This is a genomic window from Maribacter halichondriae, from assembly GCF_027474825.1.
GTDB classification, from domain to species: domain Bacteria; phylum Bacteroidota; class Bacteroidia; order Flavobacteriales; family Flavobacteriaceae; genus Meishania; species Meishania halichondriae.
Window position 1 is genome coordinate 2,040,592 of the sequence record NZ_CP107030.1, and the last position, 25,654, is coordinate 2,066,245.

The 25,654-nt window shown below is 42.4% G+C and carries 22 protein-coding genes and 1 pseudogene; 6 read left to right on the forward strand and 17 right to left on the reverse strand.

What is annotated here, in order from left to right; translation table 11 throughout:
• Positions 1–21: 21 nt before the first annotated feature.
• Complete coding sequence (locus N8A86_RS09290; protein WP_273568804.1) at positions 22–393, forward strand: hypothetical protein; 372 nt, start codon at positions 22–24, stop codon at positions 391–393.
• A gap of 170 nt (positions 394–563) precedes the next feature.
• Here N8A86_RS09290 and N8A86_RS09295 read toward each other — a convergent pair whose 3' ends face one another.
• The 3 genes and pseudogenes from N8A86_RS09295 to N8A86_RS09305 form a co-directional block, all read right to left on the reverse strand.
• The gene (locus N8A86_RS09295; RefSeq protein WP_273568805.1) at positions 564–950 is read right to left on the reverse strand and encodes a DUF2721 domain-containing protein; all 387 of its coding nucleotides are present in this window, start codon (positions 948–950) and stop codon (positions 564–566) included.
• A 10-nt stretch (positions 951–960) separates the two neighbouring features.
• On the reverse strand, positions 961–1,446 hold the full coding sequence (locus N8A86_RS09300) for a GyrI-like domain-containing protein (RefSeq protein ID WP_273568806.1): 486 nt from the start codon (positions 1,444–1,446) through the stop codon (positions 961–963).
• Between the two features lies 1 nt (position 1,447).
• A pseudogene (locus N8A86_RS09305) lies at positions 1,448–4,296 on the reverse strand (VPS10 domain-containing protein).
• Positions 4,297–4,477: 181 nt separating this feature from the next.
• Between N8A86_RS09305 and N8A86_RS09310 the strand changes: the two are divergent.
• Positions 4,478–4,792, forward strand: a complete 315-nt coding sequence (locus tag N8A86_RS09310; RefSeq protein ID WP_273568807.1) for a hypothetical protein — start codon at positions 4,478–4,480, stop codon at positions 4,790–4,792.
• Positions 4,793–4,865: 73 nt separating this feature from the next.
• Positions 4,866–5,435, forward strand: coding sequence for a peptidylprolyl isomerase (locus tag N8A86_RS09315; protein WP_273568808.1), 570 nt, complete (start codon positions 4,866–4,868; stop codon positions 5,433–5,435).
• On the opposite strand, the gene N8A86_RS09320 is transcribed toward N8A86_RS09315, so the two are convergent.
• The 4 genes from N8A86_RS09320 to N8A86_RS09335 all read right to left on the reverse strand — a co-directional run bounded on the left by N8A86_RS09320 (position 5,436) and on the right by N8A86_RS09335 (position 11,860).
• Positions 5,436–7,148: a M28 family peptidase gene (locus N8A86_RS09320; RefSeq protein WP_273568809.1), complete on the reverse strand. Its 1,713-nt coding sequence runs from the start codon at positions 7,146–7,148 to the stop codon at positions 5,436–5,438.
• An 83-nt stretch (positions 7,149–7,231) separates the two neighbouring features.
• A complete protein-coding gene (locus N8A86_RS09325) occupies positions 7,232–8,683 on the reverse strand; it encodes a M20/M25/M40 family metallo-hydrolase (protein WP_273568810.1) in 1,452 nt (483 codons plus the stop codon).
• Positions 8,684–8,699: 16 nt separating this feature from the next.
• A complete protein-coding gene (locus N8A86_RS09330) occupies positions 8,700–9,314 on the reverse strand; it encodes a hypothetical protein (RefSeq protein ID WP_273568811.1) in 615 nt (204 codons plus the stop codon).
• Positions 9,290–11,860 carry a WD40/YVTN/BNR-like repeat-containing protein gene (locus N8A86_RS09335; protein ID WP_273568812.1) on the reverse strand — a complete coding sequence of 857 codons (2,571 nt, stop codon included), beginning with the start codon at positions 11,858–11,860 and terminating at the stop codon, positions 9,290–9,292. The genes N8A86_RS09330 and N8A86_RS09335 overlap by 25 nt, the downstream gene beginning before the upstream one ends.
• A 130-nt stretch (positions 11,861–11,990) precedes the next feature.
• Here N8A86_RS09335 and N8A86_RS09340 point away from each other — a divergent pair, with 130 nt between their 5' ends.
• Positions 11,991–13,283 carry an aminopeptidase P family protein gene (locus tag N8A86_RS09340; protein ID WP_273568813.1) on the forward strand — a complete coding sequence of 431 codons (1,293 nt, stop codon included), beginning with the start codon at positions 11,991–11,993 and terminating at the stop codon, positions 13,281–13,283.
• A 39-nt stretch (positions 13,284–13,322) separates the two neighbouring features.
• Here the strand turns inward: N8A86_RS09340 and N8A86_RS09345 are convergent, their stop codons facing one another.
• The 3 genes from N8A86_RS09345 to N8A86_RS09355 form a co-directional block, all read right to left on the reverse strand.
• The gene (locus tag N8A86_RS09345; protein WP_273568814.1) at positions 13,323–14,900 is read right to left on the reverse strand and encodes an amidohydrolase family protein; all 1,578 of its coding nucleotides are present in this window, start codon (positions 14,898–14,900) and stop codon (positions 13,323–13,325) included.
• A 121-nt stretch (positions 14,901–15,021) separates the two neighbouring features.
• Positions 15,022–15,726, reverse strand: coding sequence for a LytR/AlgR family response regulator transcription factor (locus N8A86_RS09350; RefSeq protein ID WP_273568815.1), 705 nt, complete (start codon positions 15,724–15,726; stop codon positions 15,022–15,024).
• Positions 15,723–16,544, reverse strand: coding sequence for a sensor histidine kinase (locus tag N8A86_RS09355; RefSeq protein ID WP_273568816.1), 822 nt, complete (start codon positions 16,542–16,544; stop codon positions 15,723–15,725). The genes N8A86_RS09350 and N8A86_RS09355 overlap by 4 nt, the downstream gene beginning before the upstream one ends.
• 351 nt (positions 16,545–16,895) lie before the next feature.
• On the opposite strand from N8A86_RS09355, the gene N8A86_RS09360 reads away from it, so the two are divergent.
• Entirely contained in the window at positions 16,896–17,942 is a 1,047-nt protein-coding gene (locus N8A86_RS09360) for a metallophosphoesterase (RefSeq protein ID WP_273568817.1), read from the forward strand.
• Between the two features lie 68 nt (positions 17,943–18,010).
• Here N8A86_RS09360 and brnQ read toward each other — a convergent pair whose 3' ends face one another.
• Positions 18,011–19,285, reverse strand: coding sequence for a branched-chain amino acid transport system II carrier protein (gene brnQ, locus N8A86_RS09365; RefSeq protein WP_273568818.1), 1,275 nt, complete (start codon positions 19,283–19,285; stop codon positions 18,011–18,013).
• Between the two features lie 296 nt (positions 19,286–19,581).
• On the opposite strand from brnQ, the gene N8A86_RS09370 reads away from it, so the two are divergent.
• Positions 19,582–19,800, forward strand: a complete 219-nt coding sequence (locus N8A86_RS09370; RefSeq protein WP_273568819.1) for a DUF1660 family phage protein — start codon at positions 19,582–19,584, stop codon at positions 19,798–19,800.
• A gap of 169 nt (positions 19,801–19,969) precedes the next feature.
• Here N8A86_RS09370 and N8A86_RS09375 read toward each other — a convergent pair whose 3' ends face one another.
• From N8A86_RS09375 to N8A86_RS09400, 6 genes are all read right to left on the reverse strand, one after another.
• Positions 19,970–20,317, reverse strand: a complete 348-nt coding sequence (locus N8A86_RS09375; RefSeq protein WP_273568820.1) for an alpha/beta fold hydrolase — start codon at positions 20,315–20,317, stop codon at positions 19,970–19,972.
• Positions 20,317–21,021 carry an alpha/beta fold hydrolase gene (locus tag N8A86_RS09380; RefSeq protein WP_273568821.1) on the reverse strand — a complete coding sequence of 235 codons (705 nt, stop codon included), beginning with the start codon at positions 21,019–21,021 and terminating at the stop codon, positions 20,317–20,319. The genes N8A86_RS09375 and N8A86_RS09380 overlap by 1 nt, the downstream gene beginning before the upstream one ends.
• A complete protein-coding gene (locus tag N8A86_RS09385) occupies positions 20,987–21,682 on the reverse strand; it encodes a DUF2306 domain-containing protein (RefSeq protein WP_273568822.1) in 696 nt (231 codons plus the stop codon). Before N8A86_RS09385 ends, N8A86_RS09380 begins: the two co-directional genes overlap by 35 nt.
• Positions 21,683–21,749: 67 nt before the next feature.
• Complete coding sequence (locus N8A86_RS09390; protein WP_273568823.1) at positions 21,750–22,892, reverse strand: helix-turn-helix domain-containing protein; 1,143 nt, start codon at positions 22,890–22,892, stop codon at positions 21,750–21,752.
• 58 nt (positions 22,893–22,950) lie between these two features.
• On the reverse strand, positions 22,951–24,003 hold the full coding sequence (gene thiL, locus N8A86_RS09395; RefSeq protein ID WP_273568824.1) for a thiamine-phosphate kinase: 1,053 nt from the start codon (positions 24,001–24,003) through the stop codon (positions 22,951–22,953).
• Between the two features lie 104 nt (positions 24,004–24,107).
• Positions 24,108–25,565, reverse strand: coding sequence for a Gfo/Idh/MocA family protein (locus N8A86_RS09400; protein ID WP_273568825.1), 1,458 nt, complete (start codon positions 25,563–25,565; stop codon positions 24,108–24,110).
• Positions 25,566–25,654 lie beyond the last annotated feature (89 nt).

A 25,654-nucleotide genomic window follows, 5' to 3' on the forward strand; every position in this document is an offset into this window, starting at 1 on the left:
TTTGCAACAACTTTCGAAATCATGCTCGAATTCTGGAAATCACTTGCCTATACCACCAAATTTTCGACCATTGCGTTTTTCATTACTGGTGCTTTAGGCCTGTTCAGCATGGGTTTTTTAGGATTGGGACTATATTATCTGGTTTCATTTCTTTTTCCCTCTTATCCAGATATTAACGATTGGCATGGCGATTGGGTCTGGCTGGTCATCATTGGTATAGGTATGTTATGGTCGTTTGGATTTGCTTTTGGCGGAGTTTCATGGCATTACCTTAGCAAGTCGATTACTTCTATAACCATATTACGTATTGTCTTTGTTCTTGTACTTTGGCTATGGGCGGCTTTTTTGTGGTTTTGTGTGCTAAAAGCGAACGAATATCGATTTGATATGTAAGTTTGGAGAATGGATTTTCCGACTGAGCGGTCTGATTTCTTGAATTTGGACGAGATGCCCTTGAATAAATAGGAGTTGACCGAAGTTTTATCGATCCTTATCGGATGCTATTGAAGCCACCCATGATTTATGGAAGAACAAAACCGACCAAGAAGTCGGTATACGTTTATTTACTCCATATCTCTTAACTGTATCGAAAGCGCCTTTGTCGAGAGCTGTACCTCGATCAAGGAAAGGATCAACGAGATCATCAGAAAAAAGAGACTGATACCAAAAAAGAGGTTCGCCGCTACATTCATTTCCACATAGATGAGGAACATGGTAATTGCGGCCAACAAGAAGCTGATAATTGCCGTGGCCTGCATGTTTTTGATGATGGTCAAGCGTTTACGCAGTTTTTGCACCTGCAACCCGATGGATTTCGATTCGGTCTCTTGATATTTTTGGTGCAGTTGACGGATGAGTGCGGCTATGGCCAAATACCGGGCGTTATAGGCCAACATGGTCAAAGAGATTGCCGGGAAGAGTAGTGCGGGGACAGTGAGGTTTAAATCCATTTTTTTATTACTAATATTTCTTTTTTATTGGAATCCATACCTCTTCTTCTGAATCAGGGGCATCGTTTTTATATTTCTCGCCCAAAATTTCAAAATGTGGCCTAACATCGATTACATATTCAGAATTAGGAAGCCATTGGCCAAAAATGAATTGAAATGTTCGCTTAAATTCATTAGCCGGCCCCTTATGGAGAAAAACGGCATATAAACCACCTTCTAATGTAAAAGACTCAAAACCATTCGGTATATTTTCAATAGAATTTACCTCTGCTGCTGCCCATTTGGTAAATTCCGTTTGTGGGTTGAAGTTCTGAAAATACTCTAGTTTGTCATAGACTTGAACAGAATAAAGGTCAGTGCTGATATTGTTTTTAATAGCGGTTCTATCAACCATAAAGCTTTGCCAGAGTTCGGCAGTTTTATTGTTGGTCAAAGACGTTCTGATAGACTTGCCTATTAAAAACTTTTTAGGAAGTGTTTCGATTCGGGGTTTCATTTCATTCTATTTTGAATTTAGTTTTTTCCGATGATCCGTTTCCTTCAATCTCAATAGTATATTCTCCTTTCGGTAAATAAGTCTTACCATCTTTGGCTTCTTTGAGCTCCTTCTTATTTTTCTTCAGATACGCCGATTTTCCCGATTTTGAAAAGGCAACATCGTAAGATAGTATATTGAAACCTTTGTCCGCTACGATTTCTGTTGCGCTCACTGGAATTCCATGCACGGTTTTAATGGTAGCTTCGAAGGTATCGGCTTCGGAATTATAAAAAACAACATCTAACCCTGGCGTATTGGGATCTCGCCAAGTGCTCCGTGCATTGCCCCAGCGTTCGTAATGTTTGATGTTTTCCAATTTAAAAACATGAAGATTTTTGCCAGTGATTTCTGGGGTCATTTGCTGAAACTTCGAAATATCGACTTTATAGATACTTCGACCATGGCTGCCGACTAAAAGATGTTTGGCTTCGGGTTGAATTACGAGATCATGAATGGCAACATTTGGCAACCCGTTTTGAAAGACTTCCCATGATTCCCCACGATTGAAGGAAACGTATAATCCATTGTCGGTTCCTGTGAATAGCAGATTTTCATTTTTAGGATCTTCGATGATTACATTGACCGGCGAATCAGGAATTCCCTCCCCAATATCTTTCCAAGTTTTGCCATGATCATCACTGGTGTATAAATAGGTCGTAAAATCATCCCAACGATAGCCACTCAAGGCAACATAAACCCTTTCTTTTTTATGTTGGGATGCCACAACCTGACTAATCCATATATCCTTGGGAAAAGAATTGGAAATAACCTCCCAACTACCGCCTCCATTTTTAGATACTTGAACAAGGCCATCATCGCTTCCCGTATATATAAGTCCGAATTGTAATGTCGATTCTGAAATCGAGGTTATCGTACCATAGGAGACATTCCCTTTTCTTCCCCGTTGGAAAGATCGGGCGAGATGGCTTCCCAATCATCACCTTGGTTCATCGAACGAAGTAACTGGTTCGCACCCATATACAGAATGTCCTGATTGTGCGAGGATAACAGAATCGGAGTCTCCCAATTGAAACGATATGAAGGAGTACCTATATCGTTTTTAGGCTGAATATACTTTCGCTTGTCATTTTCTAAATCCAACCGATAATAGAATCCGAACTGTGAACCCGTATAAACGATATTCGGATTGCGTTTGTCTATTTGTATTTGCATACCATCCCCACCCATAATGGATTTCCAAGTGTAATGACCATTCTGGTGCCATTCCGAATTTTCCTCAGCGTTGTGTGGCCCCATCCAAACACCGTTATCTTGTAGTCCGCCGTAAACATTGTATGGTTCTTGATGGTCGATATTGATGGCGAAGAAGGTACCCAAAGATTCGGAATTGAGCTTCGTCCAATGTTCACCGTCATCGTAGGAAAGGTTGAGTCCGCCATCATTACCGTTGATCAGATGCCCCGGTCTTTTGGGGTTGATCCAAAGCGAATGATGATCCACATGCACATTATCGCCATGGATGGAGCTATAGGTTTTCCCCGCGTCGTCTGATTTAATAATAGGTACGCCCAAAAGGTAAATTTTATCAGGATTGGAGGCATCTACTCGCACCTGTGCAAATACATATCCGTAGCTGTAAAACAAGTCTTCAATATAGTCTTGATTCTGCTTTTTCCAGGTCTTGCCCGCATCATCACTACGATATACCTCTGCACCGATTACAGGGGTATCAAAGGTTACCGAATTCTCATTTTCTAGATAGTTGGCCAGATCCGCAGGGTGTATTTCTCCCTTTTTTACCATTTCCTTTACCGTGTTAGCGGAATATTTTTTGGGAAAGCGCTTGGACTTAAGAAAATCGTCAAGTTTGGATTCATCCAATTTCAAAAAGGACTCTTTGGACATGTTCTTGAATTTCTCTTTTTTAAGCTCGTCCGATCCTTCTTCGGATTCTTCGGATTTCTCCCTGCGAAATTGGCTATCATGGACGGCGTAGACCGTATTTTCATCGTAGACCGCGAAACCTATGCGCCCGACACCTTCACCAATCGGGAACCCGCTTTCTTGCGTTGAGATTTTCGTCCAAGTAGCTCCTGCATCGGTACTTTTGTAAATTCCGGATGCATTGCCGTTTCCGATAAAGTTCCAAGCTTTCCGATCTTTTTCCCAAGCCGCGGCGTACATGATTTTGAAGTTGTTCGGGGCATGGGCGAGATCAATAATTCCGGTACTGTCGTTTATGTGAAGTGTCTTTTGCCAAGTTTCACCGCCATCAGGGGTTTTGTAGATGCCCCTTTCTTCATTCGGAGAATATAGGTGTCCGGTTACACCAACAACAACTTCATCAGTATTATTAGGGTTGATAACGATTCGCCCGAAATGGTGGGCATCGTTTAAGCCCATATTTTGCCAAGTTTTCCCCTTGTCCGTCGATTTTAGAATCCCGATGCCTGCATAGGAAGAACGAGAAGAAATATTTTCGCCTGTACCTACCCAAATAGTTCCGTTTTTCCAATCTACTGCGATATCTCCTATGTTTTGAGTTGGAGCATTGTCCATAACGGGAATAAAGGAAGTTCCGTTATTATTCGTATACCACAATCCGCCTGCGGCGTACCCCACATAAAACTCGATGGGGTCATCAGGATTGATATCGATATCGGCCACCCGTCCGCTCATAACAGATGGCCCAATATTCTCAAAAGGAACGTTTTTTACCAATGAAGCCTCCTCCATCTGTTTTTTCTGTTGGAGTGCCTGTTGTACGTTGTCCGCGGATGTTGAAACAATCTGGGCCGTACATACGATTGAAAGACCTAACAACAGGGGTGTAAGGATTTTTTTCATTTTAATCTATTATTCGAATTAGTCGGATGGAAGTTATGAATAACTTGGGGTGTTGACAAGAGTTAATGAGGAGGTGAACAAAAAGCACTGATTATAAATTCCATAATAAATTGTCCATAAATTGCACAGTAACTTAAAAATTTGTTAAATTTATATCATATAATCAACTAAACATTTTAAAATGGAAGAGTACTTACCGTTAATCATTCAATTAATTTCTGGTGCCCTTGGGGGTAACGTTGCCGGAAAATTATTAAAGAACCTTTCCCTCGGTACGTTAGGGAACTCGATTTCAGGAATTTTAGGAGGAGGCCTTGGAGGTTACCTTCTTGGTATGTTAGGCCTTGGTGCCGGAGGTGACGCTACGGCAGTAGCCGACGCGGCTGGAGGAATGGATCTATCAAGCATTTTGGGCAGTGTTGCCGGAGGTGGTGTAGGAGGAGGAGTTCTTATGGCCATAATAGGTGCCATAAAAAATGCAATGGGAAAAAGCTAAATTGATCAACTTTAAACTGAAGAGAGGCCTTATAGGCCTCTTTTTTTTATCTTTCCCTAAAAGAAACCGGGAGATGTATAAATTATTATTACCCATATTGTTTTTATTGACAGCGTGCCCAGACGACAAAGTGTACGAAGTCGGAGAGATTAAAACCCCGAACGGAGAGATTTTGGTGTGGTTGCATGATGAAACCCCAAATCATAAGAAGAGCTTTATTCAATTGGCCAAAGACGGCTATTGGGATTCGTTGACCTTTAACCGTGTCATCCCTGATTTTGTAGCCCAGGGCGGATGCCCGGATACCCCTGAGGGCTTCAACGATCCTGAATATCTTCTTGACCCGGAGTTTAATGAGAAGCTTACCCATGAATACGGTGCTTTTGGAGCCGGAAGGGATGGTAATCCGGACAAGCTTTCAGCACGTTGCCAATTCTATATCGTGCAGAACAAAGAGGGAGAACATCGACTTGATGGTGACTACACTGTTTTTGGTAAGGTCATAAAAGGGATGGACGTTGTGGATGCCATTGTAAACGTACCCAGAGATTCGATTGATCAGCCTCTGAGTCCGATATCATTGGATGTAAAAATTATATCCATGTCGGCAAAAGAATTAAAGGATTTGGATGTGTTAAAATGATTATCTCAAAACTTTAATCTGATATTTGGCCTGAAGCCTTAACATATTTTGCGCTGCTAACACTTCTGCCACTAATTCTATTGATGGTTTTTTCTCTAGGTCCTTTGTCGTTTCCATCGCCTTAAGGTACCAGTCTTCCCAAGCCTTAAGAATCTTTATTTCATCTGCAGGTCTATTGCCATTTTCGATACTGTTTTTGCTGAGGTCGAATTCCTCTTTCATACGTTTTTGGGCAGATACCGAAATAGTATTCAACACTTCAATAGCGGTTTCGGTATCTGCATTTAATAAGGTGAACGCACTCATCAATGCTCCGGTACCGACATTCTTCAAAGTCTCTTTAGATACTTTGTTGATACGATCGTTGTCGGTATGATAGAACTGGTCGGTAAAATGCCAAAGAAGTAATCCGGGAATGTCGGCATCCAAAAATGGCATGTGGTCGCTACCGCCCTCAAAGGGATTGGTATTTACTTCCCAATTGGTAAATTCACCTTGTTTTTTGAAGTTTTGGAACATAAAGTCATTCAGGTAATGGGGTTTCATGTCTTCCAATTTCATGACCTCGCCGCCCCATTCGGTGTGCTTGTCTTTCCCTCTGGTCCAGATAGCACTGGGATCTGGCATTTTTTCTATGAGGAAAGAGCCGCCTGTAATGGCCGTGTTTTCACCCACCATGTCAAGGCTGATGCCCCACTTGATGTCTTTGGCCCGGTCTTTATCCTCCTGAATATACCGATGGGTAGAAATGATTTCGTCGCCCCAGAGATAGGTCAACGTGCGATTGATATCGATTTTATTATCCTTGATAAGTTTGCCCGTTAGTACCGCCATTTCCAATTGTACACCGACTCCGGAAGCATTGTCATTGGCACCGGGTTCTTGAATATGTGCGCTAAAGACCAACCGCTCATTCGGAAGTTGGGTGCCTTTCACATCTGCCACAATGGTCAGTTCTTCGGAAGGATATATTTTAGTCTGAATATTTACCTCAAGTTCAACTTTTCCCTTTTCCAAAGCTGCTTTCAGTTTTTCCTTGGCTTCATTAGAAAGCGCGATGCCCCAAGCCTTGTTATTTTCTTGATACCCAAAACTGCGAAACTGAATGGAAGTCGTATTCTTTTCAGGCTGCAAATATTCAGGATTACTATACGTGATTATGCCCAAAGCCTTTTGATTTATAATCGCTTCCTCAAAAATGGGTCCTGCGGAACCTTCAATAAAGACAATCTTTCCGCCTAGGCTCAAATTTTTTAAGTCCTCAGGATTTTTGATATAAATAACCTCGGCGGTAACACCTTCTTTCGGGGTCGAAACAGAATTCAAGTACACCATGTTCCGGTTGGTGGATTGTTCTAATAAAGGCGTGTCTTGACCTTCAATTCTTACCGTAGCACTAACGGGCTCCCAAGTGGGGTTTTCCATGGGGCGCTTTTCAATTCTATAGGTCAGCCTATCGGTTTCGGCGGCCTTTTCTTCCAACACATACCCTGCTTCTTCCAATTTTTCAGCGATGCGATACACTGTTTTATTAAAACCTGTATTGCCCGCGACACGCCAATAATCTTCCACAAAATCGACGGTTTCATAGGCCAACTCTCCTGTATATAATGGGCGAACCAATTCAAAATACTCATCGGTATTATATTTTTGGGAATGGCCGAAGGCAAAACATAGAAGCGTGATGATTGTAGTAAAAAACTTTTTAATCATAATATTTTAAGGATATTTCACAGAAGTTCACAGAGGAATATATAGATATAAAATTCACTACATACTGCAACTGCCAACTACTTTTACTCTTCCCATTTCCAATCGTTGCCGATAATGAGTTTTTCCTTGAGGTCGTTCTTGATCATAAACTCCATTGTGGTCTCGCTGTCCATTTTGGTCGCCGGAAGTTTTTCTGCATTCGCCAGACCATAAAGCATCATAGTACCAAAACGTGACGTATTAGTGATATGCTCCTTATTGACCAAATTGAAATCATCACAATCGGAATGGTAACAGCCATAAATCGAACGCTCTAGATTGCTATGAACGGATAAAATCGGAACCCCTTCCAACATAAAAGGCTGATGGTCACTATGCAATCCGGATCGGTTTGAAAAACCATTTTTGTAAATGGAATCCTGTTGTTGAATGGCCTCACCCAAATCCTTGAAAAAAGCCTCGTTGTCCAATTTTCCTCCGGCGTTCATTCCGATAGGGTTGCCCGACATATCAAGGTTCATCATGTATTTTATGTTATCGATGGTTCCAGATTTTACAGCTTCGTTTACCATATATTTAGAGCCTAAAAGCCCTTGTTCTTCACCCATGAACATCACGAACTTGACGGTTCTTTTGGGTTGTAGATTATTTGCTTTGAAAGCGCGGGAAATATCAAGAACCGCAAAAGAGCCTATGCCGTTGTCGATGGCACCGGTAGCCAAATCCCATGAGTCGAGGTGTCCGCCAATGACGATTTCCTCGTTTGGTAGTTCGCTCCCCTTTAAAGTTGCAACGACGTTTCGAGCTTTGATGACATCGCTATTATTTGTCATTTCGATGGTGGCGGTGGCTTTTCCATTTTGCAGTTTTTCTTTCAATGCCATTCCATCTTCTTTCCCAATACAGACTGCGGGGATCGGAATCAATTCGCCCGTTACGGAAGCCGTCCCAGTCAATAAAACTCCTTCGGGCACTTGATTGATAATAATAATTCCTTTGGCACCATATTTAATGGCCAAAGCCGTTTTTTCACTACGGTGTAAATTGCTAAGGCCTTCTTCACTACCTTCTAAAATTCCGATATAGACAAATGAAATCTTCCCTTTGACTGCATCGGGATTAAGCTGATAGTCGGCTTCCAGCCCATTACCCATATCAACAATTTCTCCGGTAACATTCGCCTCCACGGGAGAATGTCCAAGGGTAACCACTTTTGTATCCTCATCATTGATTTTCAAGGAGACCTCACCACGCGACCAAGCCTCGACCTCGAAAGTCTGGTATTCGACATCCTCAAAGCCATATTCCTTGAATTTGTTATAGGTGTATTCTTCAGCCTTAGCGCCATTTTCAGAACCCGTCAAACGATGACCAATGGTTTTTGTCGCTTCTTCCAGCGTGCTATAGGCTTTTGAGTTTTGGCTGATTTCGGTATCGAGCCTAGCAAAAAGTTCAGCCTGGGTTTCTTCTTTCTTGTTTTCGGCACAAGAAAAAACGAGTAGTAAGAAAATTAAATAGGGTGTGATTTTTTTCATGGTTTTATTGAGTAGTTTATGATTTAATTTTTTTATCCAACTTTATCTGTAGCTCGCTATTTTTAAGCTGGGCATTCAGTTTTTTTACTTCGATGGTCATAAATTTCTTGAACTTCGTATCGACCTCTTCCAATCGTTTGTTGAAAATGGCATAGACTTGCCGTTGCTGGTCGGTCGGTTTGAAATCGATTCCGTTTCCGGTTATATCACTGGCGAGAGCGCTCAATCTACCATAGAGTTTCATGGGAGAACGAAACGCATCTTCACGTGCGCCGGTTAAATGAATGTCATACAAAGTACCTGCAATCGATACTGCCAATATTTGCAATTCTTCCGCTTTCTTGACATCTCCTTTATTTTTGAGCTTTGGAATAATTTCCGTCAATTCGGCCCTAATGCCCTCTATATCGTTGATCATGGTTACCGCCAAGTTCATGGCATCACGAAGTTCCAAGGAAAATGCGACCTGTTGTTTGATATCTTCCAAAGTGCCTTCGGATGTTGGGTCTTTCAAAACCACGACTTCCCTAACATATTCTTTGTCACCGACAATCAACTTCACTTTATAAGTATCGGGAACCACTTTGGGCCCGTATTGGCCGCGCATCAAATCGAGATCCCATGTGACCAAAGGCCGCCAGCCTTCACCATTGAGCTGTGCCCAAGGCCTTCCCGGGGAGTGGATTGTAATTTGGGCTTAAAAGTCGGTTCAAAACGCAGATCCCACATGATCCTATTGATTCCGGGTTTATTTTTTCCTTCCAATGTGCGTACGATTTCTTCCTCAGAGGTTAAAATCTGGATTTCGATTTTTTGATCGGTACTGTCCTTTAAATAATAATTAATCTCGGCCCCATAAGCGGGATTCCTTCCTGAATTCAAACTCCGCCCATCGGTCTTGATGCTTTGAACATCTTGAAAACGATAGGCAGGTCGAAGGCTGAAAAGATGCGCCTTCTTATCCATGGCATCGAGATCATACTCCCGCAAAGGCGAAATATTATCTAAAATGTAATATCCCCTTCCATAGGTGCCAACGACCAAATCGTCGAAACGCTCCTGTATTTCCAGCCAATACACCGGAGCGGGAGGCAAATTGTTTTTCAACCGCATCCAACTTTCGCCATCGTTGGTCGTGATGTAAATTCCGTTATCTACGCCGAGATATAACATGCCCTCCTTTTTCGGGTCTTCCTTGACGACATGTGCAAAACTGTGAACGGATTTTGGAACTGACCCGCTAATCATTTTCCATGATTGCCCATAATCCTCGGTCTTGTAAACATAAGGGTCAAAATCACCCATCTGGTGCAGGTCGACTGTAATGTAAACAGTTCCTTTTTTATAACGGGAAACTTCTATATTGGTGATGGTGCCCCATTTTGGAAGATTAGGAATATTGGCGGTTACGTTTGTCCAATTCTTGCCCCCGTCCTTGGTCAACTGTACTTGGCCGTCGTTACTGCCTGTCCAAATAAGTCCGGGTTCTAAAGGCGATTCGACGATACTGAACAGTACCGAGCCATCAAAGGTCATCAAATTATCAATGGCAATTCCGCCAGAACTTTGTTGATGCGTTTTATCGTTGAGGGTCAAATCAGGACTAATGACCTGCCAACTTTGGCCATTATCATCGCTTTTGTGTACATACTGGCTTCCTACATAGACGCGATGTTTGGTATGTGGTGAAAACGCCAAAGGAAAATTCCAGTGCCAGCGGTATTTCAGTTTTCCGGGTTCCCATCCGTAGCCGGCTTCCGGCCAAACACGCACATCTTGGGCATGGCCCGTTTTAGCATTGAATCGTTGCAGCCCGCCGTCATAACAACCGGACCAAACAATGTCGTTGTCAAAAGGGTTGGGTTGGGCGAAACCGCTTTCGCATCCACCTACATCTGTCCAAAGACCCAATGGAATATAACCTTGCCGACTGTTGCTCGGTCCTTTATAAGAATACCCATCTTGGCGGTTTCCGTAAACATTATAGGGAATCTGATCATCCACTGCAACATGGTACATCTGCGCAATGGGCAGTACGATACGCTGAAAACTCTTGCCGCGGTTCATGCTGATACTGGCACCACCATCATGGGCGACCATCAACCGATCCGCATTCGTCGGATCTAACCAGATATCGTGATTGTCGCCACCGGCGCGATAGCCTCCTTCAATGGTCTTTCCACCATCTTTTGAGGTGCTGAACTTTACATTGGCAAAATAGAGTTCGTTCGGGTCGCTTGGTGAAACGGCCATTCGGATATAGTACGGAGCGCGCTCGCCGATATCGTGGTTTCGGGTCTGTAATGTCCATGAGTTTCCGAAATCTTCGGAACGGTACAGGGCCGGACTTTCGATTTCAAATAAGGCATAAACAATGTTCGGCTCAGAATGGGAAATTGCAACTGCGGTTTTCCCTACCGGATTTTCTTTTCCTCCGGGGAGTCCATATTTCGAAAGCGATTCCCAAGTTTCGCCACCATCGGTAGTACGATAGACGCCACCTCCCGGGCCACCACTATTCAGTCCCCATGAATTGATATGGATAGACCACATGCCCACCAAAAGCCTATCCGGATTTTTTGGGTCGATAGCCAGTTCGGCCGCCCCGGTACTTTCATCCACGAAAAAAATACGTTTCCAATTTTTTCCTCTATCGACGGTTTTATAGACACCACGCTCTTGTTGTGGCCCGTAGGTATGGCCAAGGGATGCAGCATACACAATATCCGGATTTGTAGGATGCACAATAATCCGACCGATACGCCCTGTTTTTTCAAGGCCCATGTTCTTCCAGGTCTTTCCGGCATCTTCTGATTTATAGATACCATCTCCCATGGCATGTGCGGGCCGAATGACAAACGTTTCTCCTGTACCCACCCAGACGATATCAGAATTGGTCGGTGTTATCGCTACTGAACCAATGGAAGATACATCTTGATCGTCAAAAATAGGGTCCCAATCGAGTCCTCCATCCGTGGTTTTCCAAAGTCCGCCAGAGGCCGCACCAATGTAGTTGACCATCGGATCACCGGGAACACCGGCAATGGCGATGGTCCGATTTCCCTCCGGTCCGATAAATCGGAACTTTAGGTTTTCGAAAACGGATGGGTCGGTTTGTGCGGTGGCTGAAAATGAGATAAGAAGTAGTAGGGCAGTCTTGAGTAGTTTAGCTATCATGTTTGGAAATTATAATCGAACAGGCATAAAAGTACGAATATTGTACAAAGGGAAGGATGGCAAATTTGTACCTCATTTTCAATGGGAAGCGCTTGGATATTATTAAATTTAACGCATTAACATGATACCGATGAAATACGAACAAATTCCCAACACCCTTTTTAAAAAGAATCGCAAAAAGTTTATGGCCCAGATGAAGCCCAAAAGTATTGCGGTTTTTAATTCCAATGATATTTATCCCATCAGTGCCGATAGTACCATGCCGTTTCAGCAGCATCGGGATATCTTTTATCTAAGCGGCGCTGATCAAGAGGAGACGATTTTGGTGTTGTTTCCTGAAGTGATGGATACAAAACACCGGGAAGTTTTATTTGTTCGAGAAACCAACGATCATATCGCCGTTTGGGAGGGAGCCAAATTGACCAAAGAACAAGCGACCGAAGTTTCAGGTATCGAAACTATTTATTGGCTTTCTGATTTTGATAAAATCTTTTTCGATTTGATGACCGAGGCGGAGACGATTTACTTCAACACCAACGAACATTACCGACAGGCCGTGGTCACCCAGACCCGAGAAGACCGTTTTATTCAAGACTGCAAACGGAAGTTTCCGGCACATCAGGTCGCCAAGAGCAACCCGATTTTGCAACAGATCCGAGGGGTCAAGGAACCCGAGGAAATCGAATTGATGCAAAAGGCTTGTAATATCACGGAAAAAGGATTCCGACGTGTTCTTGAATTTGTTAAACCAGGTGTTTGGGAATACGAGATCGAGGCCGAATTGTTGCATGAATTTATCCGCAACCGCTCAAAAGGATTTGCCTACACACCAATCATCGCTTCGGGGAATAATGCCAACGTCTTGCATTATGTGGTCAATAATGAACAATGCAAAGACGGCGATTTGATCTTGATGGATGTCGCCGCGGAATACGCGAATTACTCAAGTGACCTGACCCGCACCATTCCCGTTAACGGAAAATTCACAAAACGCCAAAGGGAAGTATATGAAGCGGTACTCCGCGTAAAAAAGGAAGCGACCAAAATGCTCGTACCCGGAACTATTTGGGCCGAATATCATAAAGAATGTGGGAAAATCATGACCTCTGAGCTTTTAGGATTAGGCTTGCTCGATAAAGCCGATGTTCAAAACGAGGACAAAGACTGGCCCGCCTATAAAAAATACTTTATGCACGGCACCAGCCATCATATTGGGCTTGACACCCATGATTATGGCGAACTAAAAACGCCGATGAAGGCGAATATGGTCTTTACCGTGGAGCCGGGCATTTATATTCCCGATGAAAAAATGGGCGTGCGGTTGGAGGATGATGTTGTGATCCAGGAAAAGGGGGAGCCGTTTAATTTAATGGGGAATATTCCAATCGAAGTTGAGGAGATTGAGGGACCAATGGCCGGGTAGTCCTTTTTATTAGGATGGTAAATGATTTTGGATTTAGAATTATTTCTCCCCCCGTTCCTCCCGCTGCTTTTTAACCATGTCCTCAACATCACGAAGCAACTGTTTGGCATCGTACACAATACCATCTTTTATAGTGTATTTTACCCCACCGACTCGCTCTACTTTGCCAGTTTCATCGTTCAACCTTGGAAAACCTGTACCGTATAGTACCTTCAGATTTTCAATCGGGTTTTCTTCGATGATGATGAGGTCGGCCAAGAGTCCGGGTCGTACAATACCGAATTCAATAGGTTTTCCTTTTGGTTCGAAAATGGCTTCGGCGGCATGAAGAGTGGCGCCTCGAATGACTTCCAAAGGATGGAAACCAGCTTCTTGGAGTAGTTCCATTTCTTCAATAACCCCGACACCAAAAAGATTGTAAATAAAGGAAGCATCATCACTTACGGTCACTCTACCCCCGGCATTTTTATAATCGTTCAAAAAGGACATCCAGACCCGATAGAAATTCTTCCAGGCGACTTCTTCCCATGTGGTCCAATTGTAAAAATAAGAGCCGTGATCTAGACGATTGGGTTCGTAGAAATCATGTAATGAAGGAAGTACGTATGGCTCCATCCAATCGGCATTTCGCGCCTTCATGACATCGCGCCCGGCCAGATATGCGGTCATGGTCGGATCCAGAATAAAATCCTTTTCAAGAAAGAAATCAATGAGTTCGTTCCATTCGTCGCTCCCTCTCGGATGGATTTTATCCCACTGATGGGCTACCTGACTGAAACGGTCTTGTTCATCGTTATATTCTAAATCCCGCGGCCAGTGTTGAATGTCCTCGTCCTTATATAATGATTCGAAGAGCCCGTAGAAATGGGTAAGATTATGAAGTCCCATCTCAGAGGCTTCACGAGCGTTTACCCGACCCACCATTAATTGAGACAGGTGCGCAACGGAACCCATTTTTAGTTTACGGGATTCGTCAATAGCTGCCGCCATTATTTCAGGATCGAGATTAAAGATTTTGATTCCCTCTACCCCTTTCGAGTTCGCCCATGCGACCCATTCCCTTGTTTTTTCAGGGGTCAACAGAGGTCCTCCTTTCCATTCCTTGCCCGAACCGGGCACTTGAAAATTCACGATTCTGGGAGCTACGATTTTATTCGCAGCACTGCGCTTCTTTTCATTTTCCACCCAATTTACTTCCCCTGCAGGCACCCCTCGAATCGTAGTAATGCCATGGCCCAACCAGAGTTTATAGGCATATTCCGCTTCCGGTGCTTTAGGGCCGCCATCCACATGACTGTGGATGTTGATAAAGCCGGGAAGCACGTAGGCACCGTTGGCGTCTATTTCTTTTGTGCCTTTGGCGGGTCTATCCTCTGAATTAATGGGTACATGAGGGGTACCTACCAACACCACTTCCTTAATTCTGTTGCCTTCGATTATGATATCGACTGGCCCGAATGCCGGAGCGCCTGTTCCATCAATAAGATTTGCTCCACGTATGACCATTCTGTCAAAAGGGCCTTCACCTTCATTGGGTCCTCTATCGGGAGCGGGTTGTACTTGAGCGACTATAAAAAGTGGAAGGGTTATAAAAAGTAATTGGATTAATCCTTTCATAAGAGTTTGGTTTTCGCAAGGAGTATTTAAATGATGACCAACATGCTGTTCATTAGAATCTTAAATATAGTAAATAGGTAGTTAACTGGGCTTAGAAATTTGATTCAACCAAGTTAATTAACTAACCTAACAATCGAGCAAGATTCATCTTATATACCTTTCCAATAGGCATGGTTTGTTTCCCGATATGAATTCGGTTTCCCTCAACACTTTTAATATGATTGGGTGCCACAGCAAATGATTTATGAACTTGCAGCAATTGCGCGGATGCTAGTGAAGAAAGTAGGTCCGAAAATTTTTCCCGAATCGTGATCGTTGCATCTACGGTAACGATCTTTGTATAGTTTCCTGCCGCTTCAAGATATTGAATGGCATTTAGTTCCACCTGAATGTATTTTTTATTTTCCCGAAGGAAAATAGTTTTATGGTTAGCATCCAATTCTTTCGAAGTAACCTGTTGGGTTGGCACCTTTGAAGATGAACCTACCGCTTTGTTAACCGCCTTCAGAAAACGTTCAAAACCAAAAGGTTTCAATAAATAATCAACAATATTCAATTCGTACCCTTCTAGCGCATGTTCTTGATAGGCCGTGGTTACGATGACTTTTGGTGGATTCGAAAGCGTTCTTAAAAAGTCAAAACCTTTTAATTTGGGCATGTTGAGGTCAAGAAAAATCAGATCTACTTCGTTGTTGTTTAAATATTCGAAGGCCTCCAAAGCGTCATAGCAGTTTTTTTGCAATTTCATATTGGGTAACAGGTCGCAATAGCTCTTGATAATATCATGAGCAATGTGCTCGTCGTCAATAATCAGATATCGAATCATAATGGCTTTAATGATAATTGGGCTTTATAATTTGTACCTTCTTTTTGGAAGGATAAAGAATGGTTGTCAGGATATGCCAGTTCTAATCTTCGTTTGAGGTTTTTTAATCCTATTCCTGGTTCCTCTGCTACTTCCGAAGCATCAAAATTATTGGTTACCGCAAAACGAATTGCCTTTTCATCGGCCGACATTTCTATATGCACAAAAGAATTCTCTCGTAAATTCTCGACACCGTGTTTAAAGGCATTTTCCAGAAGCAAGATAAAGAGTAGAGGCATAATAAGATATCCTTCTTTTTTGATATCAGTATCAAATTTCACATTGATGGTTTTATGGTACCGCATTTTGTGCAACTCGATATAGTTTTTCAGATAGGCCACCTCCTCTTCTAGGGTTACAAACTCTCGCTCTCCTTCATAAATGCTATAGCGCATCATATCTGAAAGTTTCAGGATGAGTTCTTGTGCTTTTTTAGGGTCTTTCCCCACTAAGCCATAAAGATTGTTTAATGTATTGAAGAAGAAATGCGGGCTTACCTGGCTTTGCAAATGCAATAATTCGTTTTTTGATGTTTCATTCTTTAAGGCTAAAACAGATTTCAATTGTCCGATGATCCAAATGATTCCCATCAAAAGTAATATGGCATAATAAACGACTACGACAATACCTACGGCAGACGGATAATCGCCAAGAAATACCACCGAATCCTTTCCCAATACGATGAACTCGTAAGCAGTAATACTCAGAGGAACGGCGATAGTTACGAGGACTATTATTTTGGCCAAAAGCCAATTATTACGCTTTAAATTCTTAATCATACCTCAAAAATAAGGGAATCAGTAGGCTACAGAAGTAAAAGTGATAAACGATCATTTTACGGTGTCAAAAACAAACTTGTGTGTGACAAGATCCTTTCATCTTCCTTCTAGGGATTTCCAGGTACTTTGAGAGCGTGTTGGTCACATTTCTTTTTTCATGGCATATCCCAATAGTATGTTTGCATCATCAATCAAAAATCGAACATCAATTATAAAATCTATTACGATGAAGAAAAAGATCTTGCGCTACTTAAAGCATATTTCTCTAACTTTTTCTTACTTGCGATTATTGCCATTTGTTTCGGTCTCTACCACGGGGCCAGTGCCAGTTATGGCCACAACCCGCTACGATTGACATTTGATGGCGATGGGCCTTACGCTTTTTATAAAAACGACACTACTTTACATGTCAACTATATAAAAGGAAATAAAGAGGATGGTTTTTATCTAGATCAAAAGGACTATGCCACAAACGAAGCGATACCTGCAAGTTGCTTTTTTCCGTTGGATTCGACTCGTTTTCAGTTTGCGATCAAAACAGATTTTCAGCCTCCAAAAACCACCTACAGTGATAGCAATAAAATATTGGCTATCTCGGATATCGAAAGCGGATATAAAACATTTCGGGACATTTTGATACATAACAAGGTAATCGACCAAAATTTAAACTGGACATTTGGTAAGGGCCATTTAGTTCTGGTCGGCGATTTTATGGATCGAGGTTTTTCGACAACGCAGGTGCTCTGGTTCATTTATAAATTGGAACAAGAGGCTAAAAAGCAAGGAGGGCATGTGCATTTTATTATAGGAAATCATGAATTGAAAAATATGCATGGTGATTATGAAGCGGCATCGCTCAAGTACACCTATGTGGCCTCGATTTTAGGAAAAACGCAAGCGAACTTATATGATACTAATTCTTTATTGGGTAAATGGTTGTCAAGCAAAAATGTTATAGAATCGATCAATGGTCATCTTTTTGCGCACGGGGGTTTGCATCCTGATATTATTAATATGGACCTGTCTTTGGAAGAAATAAACATGTTTTTAAGAGCCAATTATTATACGGCCCCATATCCGAAAGTCAACAAGCCCGAGACCGATATGTTGTTATCGTCAAAAAAAGGAATTTGCTGGTATCGCGGTTATTTCAAAGACGATCTAACGCGGGAAGAAATTGAAAGACCATTACAGAAATACGATGCCAAGGCAATCATTGTCGGGCACACTTTGCAATCAAGAGTAAAAAGCTTTTATGAAGGAAAAGTTTTCGGCATTGATGTGGCGCACCCCAAAGATTATCACAAAAATTGGCCCAGCAAAAAGTCCGAAGGTTTATTGATTGAGGATGAAAACTATTATAGGGTTTTTGACGATGGAGAGAAAAAAGCGATTTGACTGGGTAGGAAGAAATGGACAAATCCAAAATTAATTGTACTTTGATTCTGATTCGAATCTAGAAAACTTCACCTAACCTCTTTTCCAATTATATTAGTTATTCCAAAAACCACTCCCGCAGGCAATACCCAACCCAAACTAAATTTACTCAAAGGAATATAGGTTTGCAAACCTGTGATTGATTCCCCAAACCCAACACTACCCAAAAAATCAGGAACACTAAATAGAATAGTTGCAATGATGACCCACCGAAATACTTTTTCAGAGGCAAACCGTTCAGGTACAACATTGAGTAATATCAATACAATCGTAATCGGGTAGATAAACATCAAAGCGGGTACGGCGACGGCTATTATATAATGTACATCGAATTGCCCCATGGCCACCCCTAAAACGCACCCGATAATTGCCGTGATCCAATAAGCTTTCTGCGAACCGCCAAAACGGTGTTTGATAAAATCGGCGGTTCCGGTAACGATGCCGACGGCTGTGGTAAAACAGGCGAGACTGACCAGAATACTTAAAAAGAGGTTTCCAGCATTGCCCAAGGTCTTGGTGCTGAGACCACTTAATAAAGCCGTTCTCGAAATTTCAGAATTAAATTCGTCGCTCATCAAGGCTCCGGTCAAGATAAGGCCAGCATAGATAAGGAAGAGTCCAAGGCCGGCGAGCCATCCAGCGCGGCGAATCAATTGTTTCTTTTCCTGAAACGAAGCTTTTTTGTTCTTGATATTGATAGAAATGATGATTACCCCGCCGACGACCACCGCCCCAATGGCATCAAAAGTTTGGTAGCCTTCCAGAATACCATTCGTAAACGGACTTGTAAAGTCGGTTTCGCCAAATTGAAAGTCATACCAGACTAGTGTAATCCCTATAATGGCAAAAAGAATAAGAATGATGGCTGGGGTCAAGAGCTTTCCTATGATATCCAAAATCTTGGAACGGTTGATGACGAATATAAAGACCAGCGCAAAATAGATTAGGCTGGTCAAGATCGATGGGCTATCAAAAAAAGGCTGTATTCCTATTTCATGGGTTACCGATGCGGTGCGTGGAGAAGGCAGGCTTATTGAAATCGCATAGACGATATAACAATAAACGATACTAAAGGTCGGAGAGACCTTATTCGCAAAATCGAGCATGGTGCCTTGTAATCGAGCGTGTGCTAGGATTCCAAAAATCGGAATGAGTACGGCGGAAATACAAAACCCCAAAGTGACGAGCCACCAGAGTCCGCCTGATTTGAAACCCAATAAGGGTGGAAGAATCAGATTGCCCGCCCCAAAGAAAAGTGAGAAAAGGGCAAAAGCCGTAACAAAGGTCTCTTTGGTTCTGTGCATGGTTGTTTAATCGGAGAAAGATAATGAATTCTTGATATGAGATATATTCTTTTAAAGCATAGCAATATTTATTTAGGAATCCATCGTTCAATGAACGGTAAAAAAGAACCCTTAATCGAAAAAAATACCGTTCATCGAAAATACGGCCTGAATAACAAATCAAAGCCAATAAAAAACTGTATCGAGGCGTTCTAGTTTTCGAAGTGTTTCATGAACCACTTCAACGTACAAACTGAAATTATCCGAATGCACCTCACGGCCCCCAAATCCCGAAAGTGCAGCCTAAAACCTACATCATGAAGAAAGTATTTTGCAATATTTTTGGCCACCACTACGCGGTGTCAAAAAAAGTTACCTCCCATATCAAAGAATATAAATGCATCCATTGTGGACGTGAAGTGACCACCGACGTCGGCGGCCATCTTTCGACCTTGACCCCTGAATTACAGGATATCAATAAAACCTTGGAGACCATATATCAAAAAAGACATAGGGCCGCCGAACAGGCCGCTTAACTATGCTCTGGCAATAGATTCCGATTATAAACAGTCATCGGAATTTAAAAGTTATTCCTGGAAATCTAGAAAGCACCTTACCTCAACTGTCGTATGCCCCACAATAGTTACCTTAGGACTGCCCTTGATTTTCGGGAATTTTTTATTTCGCGAACTTTGTCAAAGTTATTTAATCGACATTTTTTCTAAAGTGCCGAATGATGGCATCCGTCAATTTCCGAATGGCCCAGTCCGGCAAATCGTGTCCCATATTTTCAATCCACAGACTTTCTGAATTTGGGATTGTTTCTGCCAACTTTTTACCATGCACAATCGGTATAACCGGGTCTTTAACCCCATGGATAATCAAGGTGGGAAGCTCTAATTTTTTTAATTCCTCAATACGCGATTTCGATGCTAACATGGCTGCAAAGTGATGCCTTGCCGACATCAAATTAAAACCTTCCCTTTTCTTCAGATTATAGTAGGCAACCTCGGCCAAGGTCTCGACATCGATGTCGCCTGTGGCCTCGTCCATCAATATTCTTTTCTGAACGATTTGTCGTTTGATCTGTCCCTTTTTGCTTCCGAAAAACCATGATTTAGTACTGCACTTATCATTTTGGGCAAAACTTCATCCGACATTGGCGGTAATTCGGGATCCATGACATCGCCTGAAGACATTATCGAAGTGAGGGTCTCCGTTCTTTCAGGGTGTTCCAAGGCAATAATTTGTGCGATCATGCCGCCCATCGAAACACCTACGATATTAGTCTTTTTAATATTCAGCGTATCCAATATTGCTATGGCATCGTCGGCCATATCGGTCAGGGTGTATGGATTTTTCTTCTTCCATTTTTCTCCGTATTCTGATAATCCCGTACCGCGATGATCGTGTCGTATGACTTCGTAACCTGCCTTGGTAAAGTTTGAAATAAAATCTGGTGGCCAACTCAGGGCATCCTGTCCGTTGCCCATAATCAAAAGTAACGTGCCCTTTATTTGCGATTTTGAAGGAACTTTCTCGAACCAAATCTTATTTCCGTCGTTCATGGCATAACCTGTTTCGCCTTTTACCACTTCAGGAAGCGGTTCATTCAATACTTGCTTAATCGTCTGTTTGCTTTCCTTGGATAGTTTTGGGATTGAGGCACAGGAATACGCCATACAACCTACGAAAGCATACGTAAAAAACTTTCCTGAAATTTTAGCTATTCCCCTTAACGGTTTTATTTGTATCAAGCTCCCGAATTTTAGACTTTGGATTATTCCTCCGATAAAAATACACGATAAATCCGATTGCCAACAAAGTTCCGAATACCGATGGCAGAATTTGGCTGTACGGATGGTAGTCATCATAAATGGTGCCTGTTGCCGCTGCCAAAAGTGCCGTAAAAGCAGATACCATTTTGTAAATATGTTCGTATAACCAAAGGTTTTTGTAGTTGTCTTTTGGAATTAAATAGCGCAGCAAGTCATACGCAATAACCAAAAATAGAGCACTCAGGGTTGCATAGATAATGGTGGGGGACCAAACCATACCAATGCTTTTCATATAGTATAGAAAATAGATGCCCGAGGAAACGGATAATAGCGCAACCAAAATATCTTGTCGGTTGACCTGATTGGTTTTGTTCTGCAAGACCCGTATGCCCGAATAGGCATTGTAACCACTTAAAATAGTGATGACCATCAAGAATTGGTTTACCTCAAAAATCAGGACGCCAAATAACCCCGTCACTACAACAATGGTCAGGAAATATAGGAAGAAGGATCCGCTTTTTCGGTGGGCCTTTCCTCCTTTTAGGGTTGAAAGGGCAGTGATGCCCAGCATTAGGGCAATCAATCCGGTAACGACATGAATGCTGATATTGATTTTGTGTAAAAATTCAAGATGTTCCATAGGATTAGGTTTTGGACAAATCTCCGTTTTAGAAGAATTCCCCACGACCCAACCTATCGGTTGAAACCTATTTTGCCTGTTTTTTCTTGAATTCGGAGGGAGAGACCCCGGTATGTTTTTTGAAATAGCGATTGAATGAGGATTTCGATTTGAAACCACATTCAAAGGCTATACCCAATATCGACAAGTAATCAAAGTCTGGAGAAAGCAGTCTTTTTTTGGCTTCTTCGATCCGGTACTGGTTTACAAAATCATAAAAGTTCATTTGAAAGTGTTGGTTGATAACCTGCGAAAGTTGTGCTTGGGAGATTTTACATTGTTCCGCAAGGGTGTGCAGACTGAGATCTTCATTTAAAAAGGGCTTCTCTTTTTTCATATGCTCCTCAAGTTCGTTAGCCAGGCTTTCGATTTTCTTGGCATCAAGCCCTGATTTGGCATAGACGGCCATCTGCGAATCTTTTCTTTCTAGAGATTCTATCTTATCGTCCCCAACGTTCAGATTGGAGAAAATTGCAGTTTGTCGAAATCCATAAAAACCAAAGGCGACCAGCATAAGACTTAATACAATACCCACAAAGGCAAAAGCCTCTTTCATGGGGAAGAGTTGAAACTGGGTCGCTCCGAAAATCAAGAAGGAAGCCAATATAAACAAGATAAAATAGGAATAGACCACGTAACGCACCCAGTTCAAGCTTATTTTCTCATCGAAAGAGAATAGGGCTACAATGTTTTTGCGATGTCGGTGTAAAAGCCATAAGTCCCAAATACAATATACAAGTCCGGATACGGCCAGCGGTATGGCGTAGTAAAGCATCCACTTTGGTGGATTTGGGGGAATCTGAATATAACCTTCCGAAGCCGTGAGGGTTACATCGTTATACTCTTGAAGAAAAAACAGGACTCCTACGAAAACAAAATAAACGCCAAGGTGTGCTATTATCGTCCACCATGAAACATGATGCCCCGTTAATGATAAAATGTAAAGAAACAAAAGCGGCCCGCCTAGTAATGGTAGCCCAAAACCGGCAATCGCCCAGAAACCATAAAACTCAAAACGGTACAGCGTAATTTCGTAAAATAGTATTTGCAATAGGGTGATTAGAATCCAACAAAGAAAAAAGTAATCTTTTCGATTTTTATCGCGCCTGAAGAGCAACAATAAAAACATAAGGATTCCGATGCCTAGACCTGCATTTAAAATGACCTCCATAAATCGGTTCGATTAACGCTATGACAAACTACGGATTTCCTGCGGAAGAAATGCGAGTTTATTCAGAGACATCGAAGGAATTCCACCCTTGCGCTGTCAGAGGAATCTTTGTATTTGCCCTCGTAATCAAATTGGCACCTTCGGAAGCGTCTGTCATATGACCTATCACGGTCAAATTGGGGTTGTCCTTTATTTTATCGAAATCTTTCTGATCTATGGTAAAGAGCAGTTCGTAATCTTCGCCGCCACTCAGGGCGACCATCGTACTATCCATTTTAAATTCCTCACAGGCTGCAATAACTGTTGGGTCGAGCGGAATTTTATCCTCGAACAAATTGCAACCGACTTTGCTGTTCTTACAGAGATGAAGAATTTCAGAGGAGAGTCCGTCACTGATATCGATCATCGCCGTTGGTTTGACCCCAAGTTTTTCGAGAAGTTCAACAATGTCTTTGCGAGCCTCGGGTTTGAGCTGTCTTTCAATAATATAGGAATACGGTTCTAGATCGGGCTGATTGTTCGGGTTGACCTTAAAGACTTCTTTTTCACGTTCCAGAACTTGCAATCCCATATAGGCCGCAGCCAGATCACCGGTAACGACAAGCAAGTCGTTGGGTTTTGCACCATCGCGATAGGTCAGCTGTTCTTCGGACGCTTCTCCAATAGCCGTTATGCTGATCAACAATCCTTTTTGCGAAGAAGTCGTATCACCACCGATCAAATCTACTCCGTATGTTGTGGTCGCCATTTGTATTCCGGCATAGAGTTCTTCCAAGGCTTCCAAAGGAAAGCGATTCGAAGCGGCGATCGACACGGTAATTTGTCTGGCCGTTGCGTTCATTGCATATATATCAGAAAGGTTGACCATGACCGCTTTATAGCCCAAATGTTTTAAGGGCATATAGCTGAGGTCAAAGTGAACGCCTTCGATAAGTAAATCTGTGGTAATGACGGTTTTTTTCTTTTCAAAATCAAGAACTGCCGCATCATCGCCGATTCCTTTTACCGTTGACGCGTGTTGGTTTGAAAAAGATGCCGTAAGGTGTTCTATGAGACCGAACTCCCCTAATTTTTCCAATGATGTGCGTTCTTGGTCTTTATCTTCTAGCATTTTGCAAAAGTAAGGAGTAAATACAATATTGGATATAAAAAAACTGGAGCTATTCGGCTCCAGTTTTACTATTTTTAAAATAGTTCGAGACTATCCTTTCGAGACTATCCTAAAGAATATCCTTCCCTATACGAACGTTTCACATACTTGTTGGCGGGTTCGAAGTTGGTAATCTTCATGTTTTCCGCATCCCAATTCAAACGTTTTCTGCCGTAATATTGAGATCCGCCTCCCCAGAAACCTTTGTTTTCGGAGGCCGGGTCAACTTCAAAGTAAGCTTTCAACGCTAAGTTTCCGATGAGTATACTTTCGGTAAACGGACCTGCATAATCGAACGAAGAACTGGTCTCGGCATTTCCGTATCCTGCCATACAAGCGTTGACCCACTGCAAATAATGACCTTCGGGTACTCTTTTGATAGTCTCTTCGACTTCAAATTGCTCGTTCAAGGTCAGAGGAAGCAATCTTGGGTTGGCCCCGTAACAATCGGCCAATAATTTACCTTTTGTTCCGATGAAAAGAACGCCTCCATCCCAGTTTCCTAAAGCCTCGTCGTCTCCTAATTCATCGGGTCGTTCAGGGAGAAGTCCACCATCCATCCAACTAACTTTTATCGTTCCCTTGCCATCCGTTCTTGGGTAGCTCAAATGTATTTTGCTCGAGTTCGGGAAGCTCTTCGGATACTCGGTATATTGAAAATTACCGCTAAACGAATCCGATACACTGCATTCGACAGTGCTAGGATACAAAATAGGAAGAATTCTGTACACAGGATCCATAATATGACAAGCCATATCGCCCAATGCCCCTGTACCAAAATCGGACCAGCCTCTCCAGTCAAAAGGTAAATAGGCATCATTGTAATCGCGCATTTCTGCCGTGCCCAACCATAAGTCCCAATTCAATCCCTTGGGCATTTTATCTTTTTTTGTTGGAGTTTCCAAGGCTTGGGGCCAAATGGCACGGTTGGTCCAGCACTTGACGGTATGTACATCACCGATAATTCCGGTATCATAAATTTCCTTCATTTTACGTACGCCATCACCAGAACCTCCTTGGTTGCCCATTTGGGTCACTACCTTGAATTTTTTGGCCGCTTCGGTAAGCATTCGGGCTTCCCAAATATCATGGGTCAATGGTTTTTGAACGTATACGTGTTTGCCCATTGCCATTGCCTGGTAGGCGGCTACGGCATGATTATGGTCAGGAGTGGATACCGATACGGCATCGATATTGTCCTTTTCCTTTTCGAGCATTTTTCTAAAATCTTGGTAATAGCTCGCCTTGGGGAAATTTTTTCGTGATTCAACAGCCTGTCTATCGTCTACATCGCACATGGCCACTATCTTGGCATTGGGGCTTTCTGCAAAGGAAGCCATATCGCTTCTTCCCTTGCCCCCGGCACCTATTCCTGCGATATTCAATGTATCGCTAGGTGGAACGTAACCTTGGCCTCCTAGAACGTGTCTCGGTACTATCATAAATCCTGCCGCCGCCAGGCCTGAGTTCTTGACGAAAGTTCTTCGAGATTCGTTTTTTAATTCGGTCTTCTTTTTGGACATAGTGATCTGGAATTTTATGGTTTAAAAAATGAAGTTCAATATAATCGATTTATTTGAATTGACAGAGCGGAGTTTCAATAATATTTGAA

Excerpts from the sequence above, each read along its gene's own strand:
- N8A86_RS09290 (WP_273568804.1), top strand. The coding sequence starts at position 22 with ATGCTCGAATTCTGGAAATCACTTGCCTATACCACCAAATTTTCGACC.
- N8A86_RS09295 (WP_273568805.1), bottom strand. The coding sequence starts at position 950 with ATGGATTTAAACCTCACTGTCCCCGCACTACTCTTCCCGGCAATCTCT.
- N8A86_RS09300 (WP_273568806.1), bottom strand. The coding sequence starts at position 1,446 with ATGAAACCCCGAATCGAAACACTTCCTAAAAAGTTTTTAATAGGCAAG.
- N8A86_RS09310 (WP_273568807.1), top strand. The coding sequence starts at position 4,478 with ATGGAAGAGTACTTACCGTTAATCATTCAATTAATTTCTGGTGCCCTT.
- N8A86_RS09315 (WP_273568808.1), top strand. The coding sequence starts at position 4,866 with ATGTATAAATTATTATTACCCATATTGTTTTTATTGACAGCGTGCCCA.
- N8A86_RS09320 (WP_273568809.1), bottom strand. The coding sequence starts at position 7,148 with ATGATTAAAAAGTTTTTTACTACAATCATCACGCTTCTATGTTTTGCC.
- N8A86_RS09325 (WP_273568810.1), bottom strand. The coding sequence starts at position 8,683 with ATGAAAAAAATCACACCCTATTTAATTTTCTTACTACTCGTTTTTTCT.
- N8A86_RS09335 (WP_273568812.1), bottom strand. The coding sequence starts at position 11,860 with ATGATAGCTAAACTACTCAAGACTGCCCTACTACTTCTTATCTCATTT.
- N8A86_RS09340 (WP_273568813.1), top strand. The coding sequence starts at position 11,991 with ATGAAATACGAACAAATTCCCAACACCCTTTTTAAAAAGAATCGCAAA.
- N8A86_RS09345 (WP_273568814.1), bottom strand. The coding sequence starts at position 14,900 with ATGAAAGGATTAATCCAATTACTTTTTATAACCCTTCCACTTTTTATA.
- N8A86_RS09350 (WP_273568815.1), bottom strand. The coding sequence starts at position 15,726 with ATGATTCGATATCTGATTATTGACGACGAGCACATTGCTCATGATATT.
- N8A86_RS09355 (WP_273568816.1), bottom strand. The coding sequence starts at position 16,544 with ATGATTAAGAATTTAAAGCGTAATAATTGGCTTTTGGCCAAAATAATA.
- brnQ (WP_273568818.1), bottom strand. The coding sequence starts at position 19,285 with ATGCACAGAACCAAAGAGACCTTTGTTACGGCTTTTGCCCTTTTCTCA.
- N8A86_RS09370 (WP_273568819.1), top strand. The coding sequence starts at position 19,582 with ATGAAGAAAGTATTTTGCAATATTTTTGGCCACCACTACGCGGTGTCA.
- N8A86_RS09375 (WP_273568820.1), bottom strand. The coding sequence starts at position 20,317 with ATGGACGAGGCCACAGGCGACATCGATGTCGAGACCTTGGCCGAGGTT.
- N8A86_RS09385 (WP_273568822.1), bottom strand. The coding sequence starts at position 21,682 with ATGGAACATCTTGAATTTTTACACAAAATCAATATCAGCATTCATGTC.
- N8A86_RS09390 (WP_273568823.1), bottom strand. The coding sequence starts at position 22,892 with ATGGAGGTCATTTTAAATGCAGGTCTAGGCATCGGAATCCTTATGTTT.
- thiL (WP_273568824.1), bottom strand. The coding sequence starts at position 24,003 with ATGCTAGAAGATAAAGACCAAGAACGCACATCATTGGAAAAATTAGGG.
- N8A86_RS09400 (WP_273568825.1), bottom strand. The coding sequence starts at position 25,565 with ATGTCCAAAAAGAAGACCGAATTAAAAAACGAATCTCGAAGAACTTTC.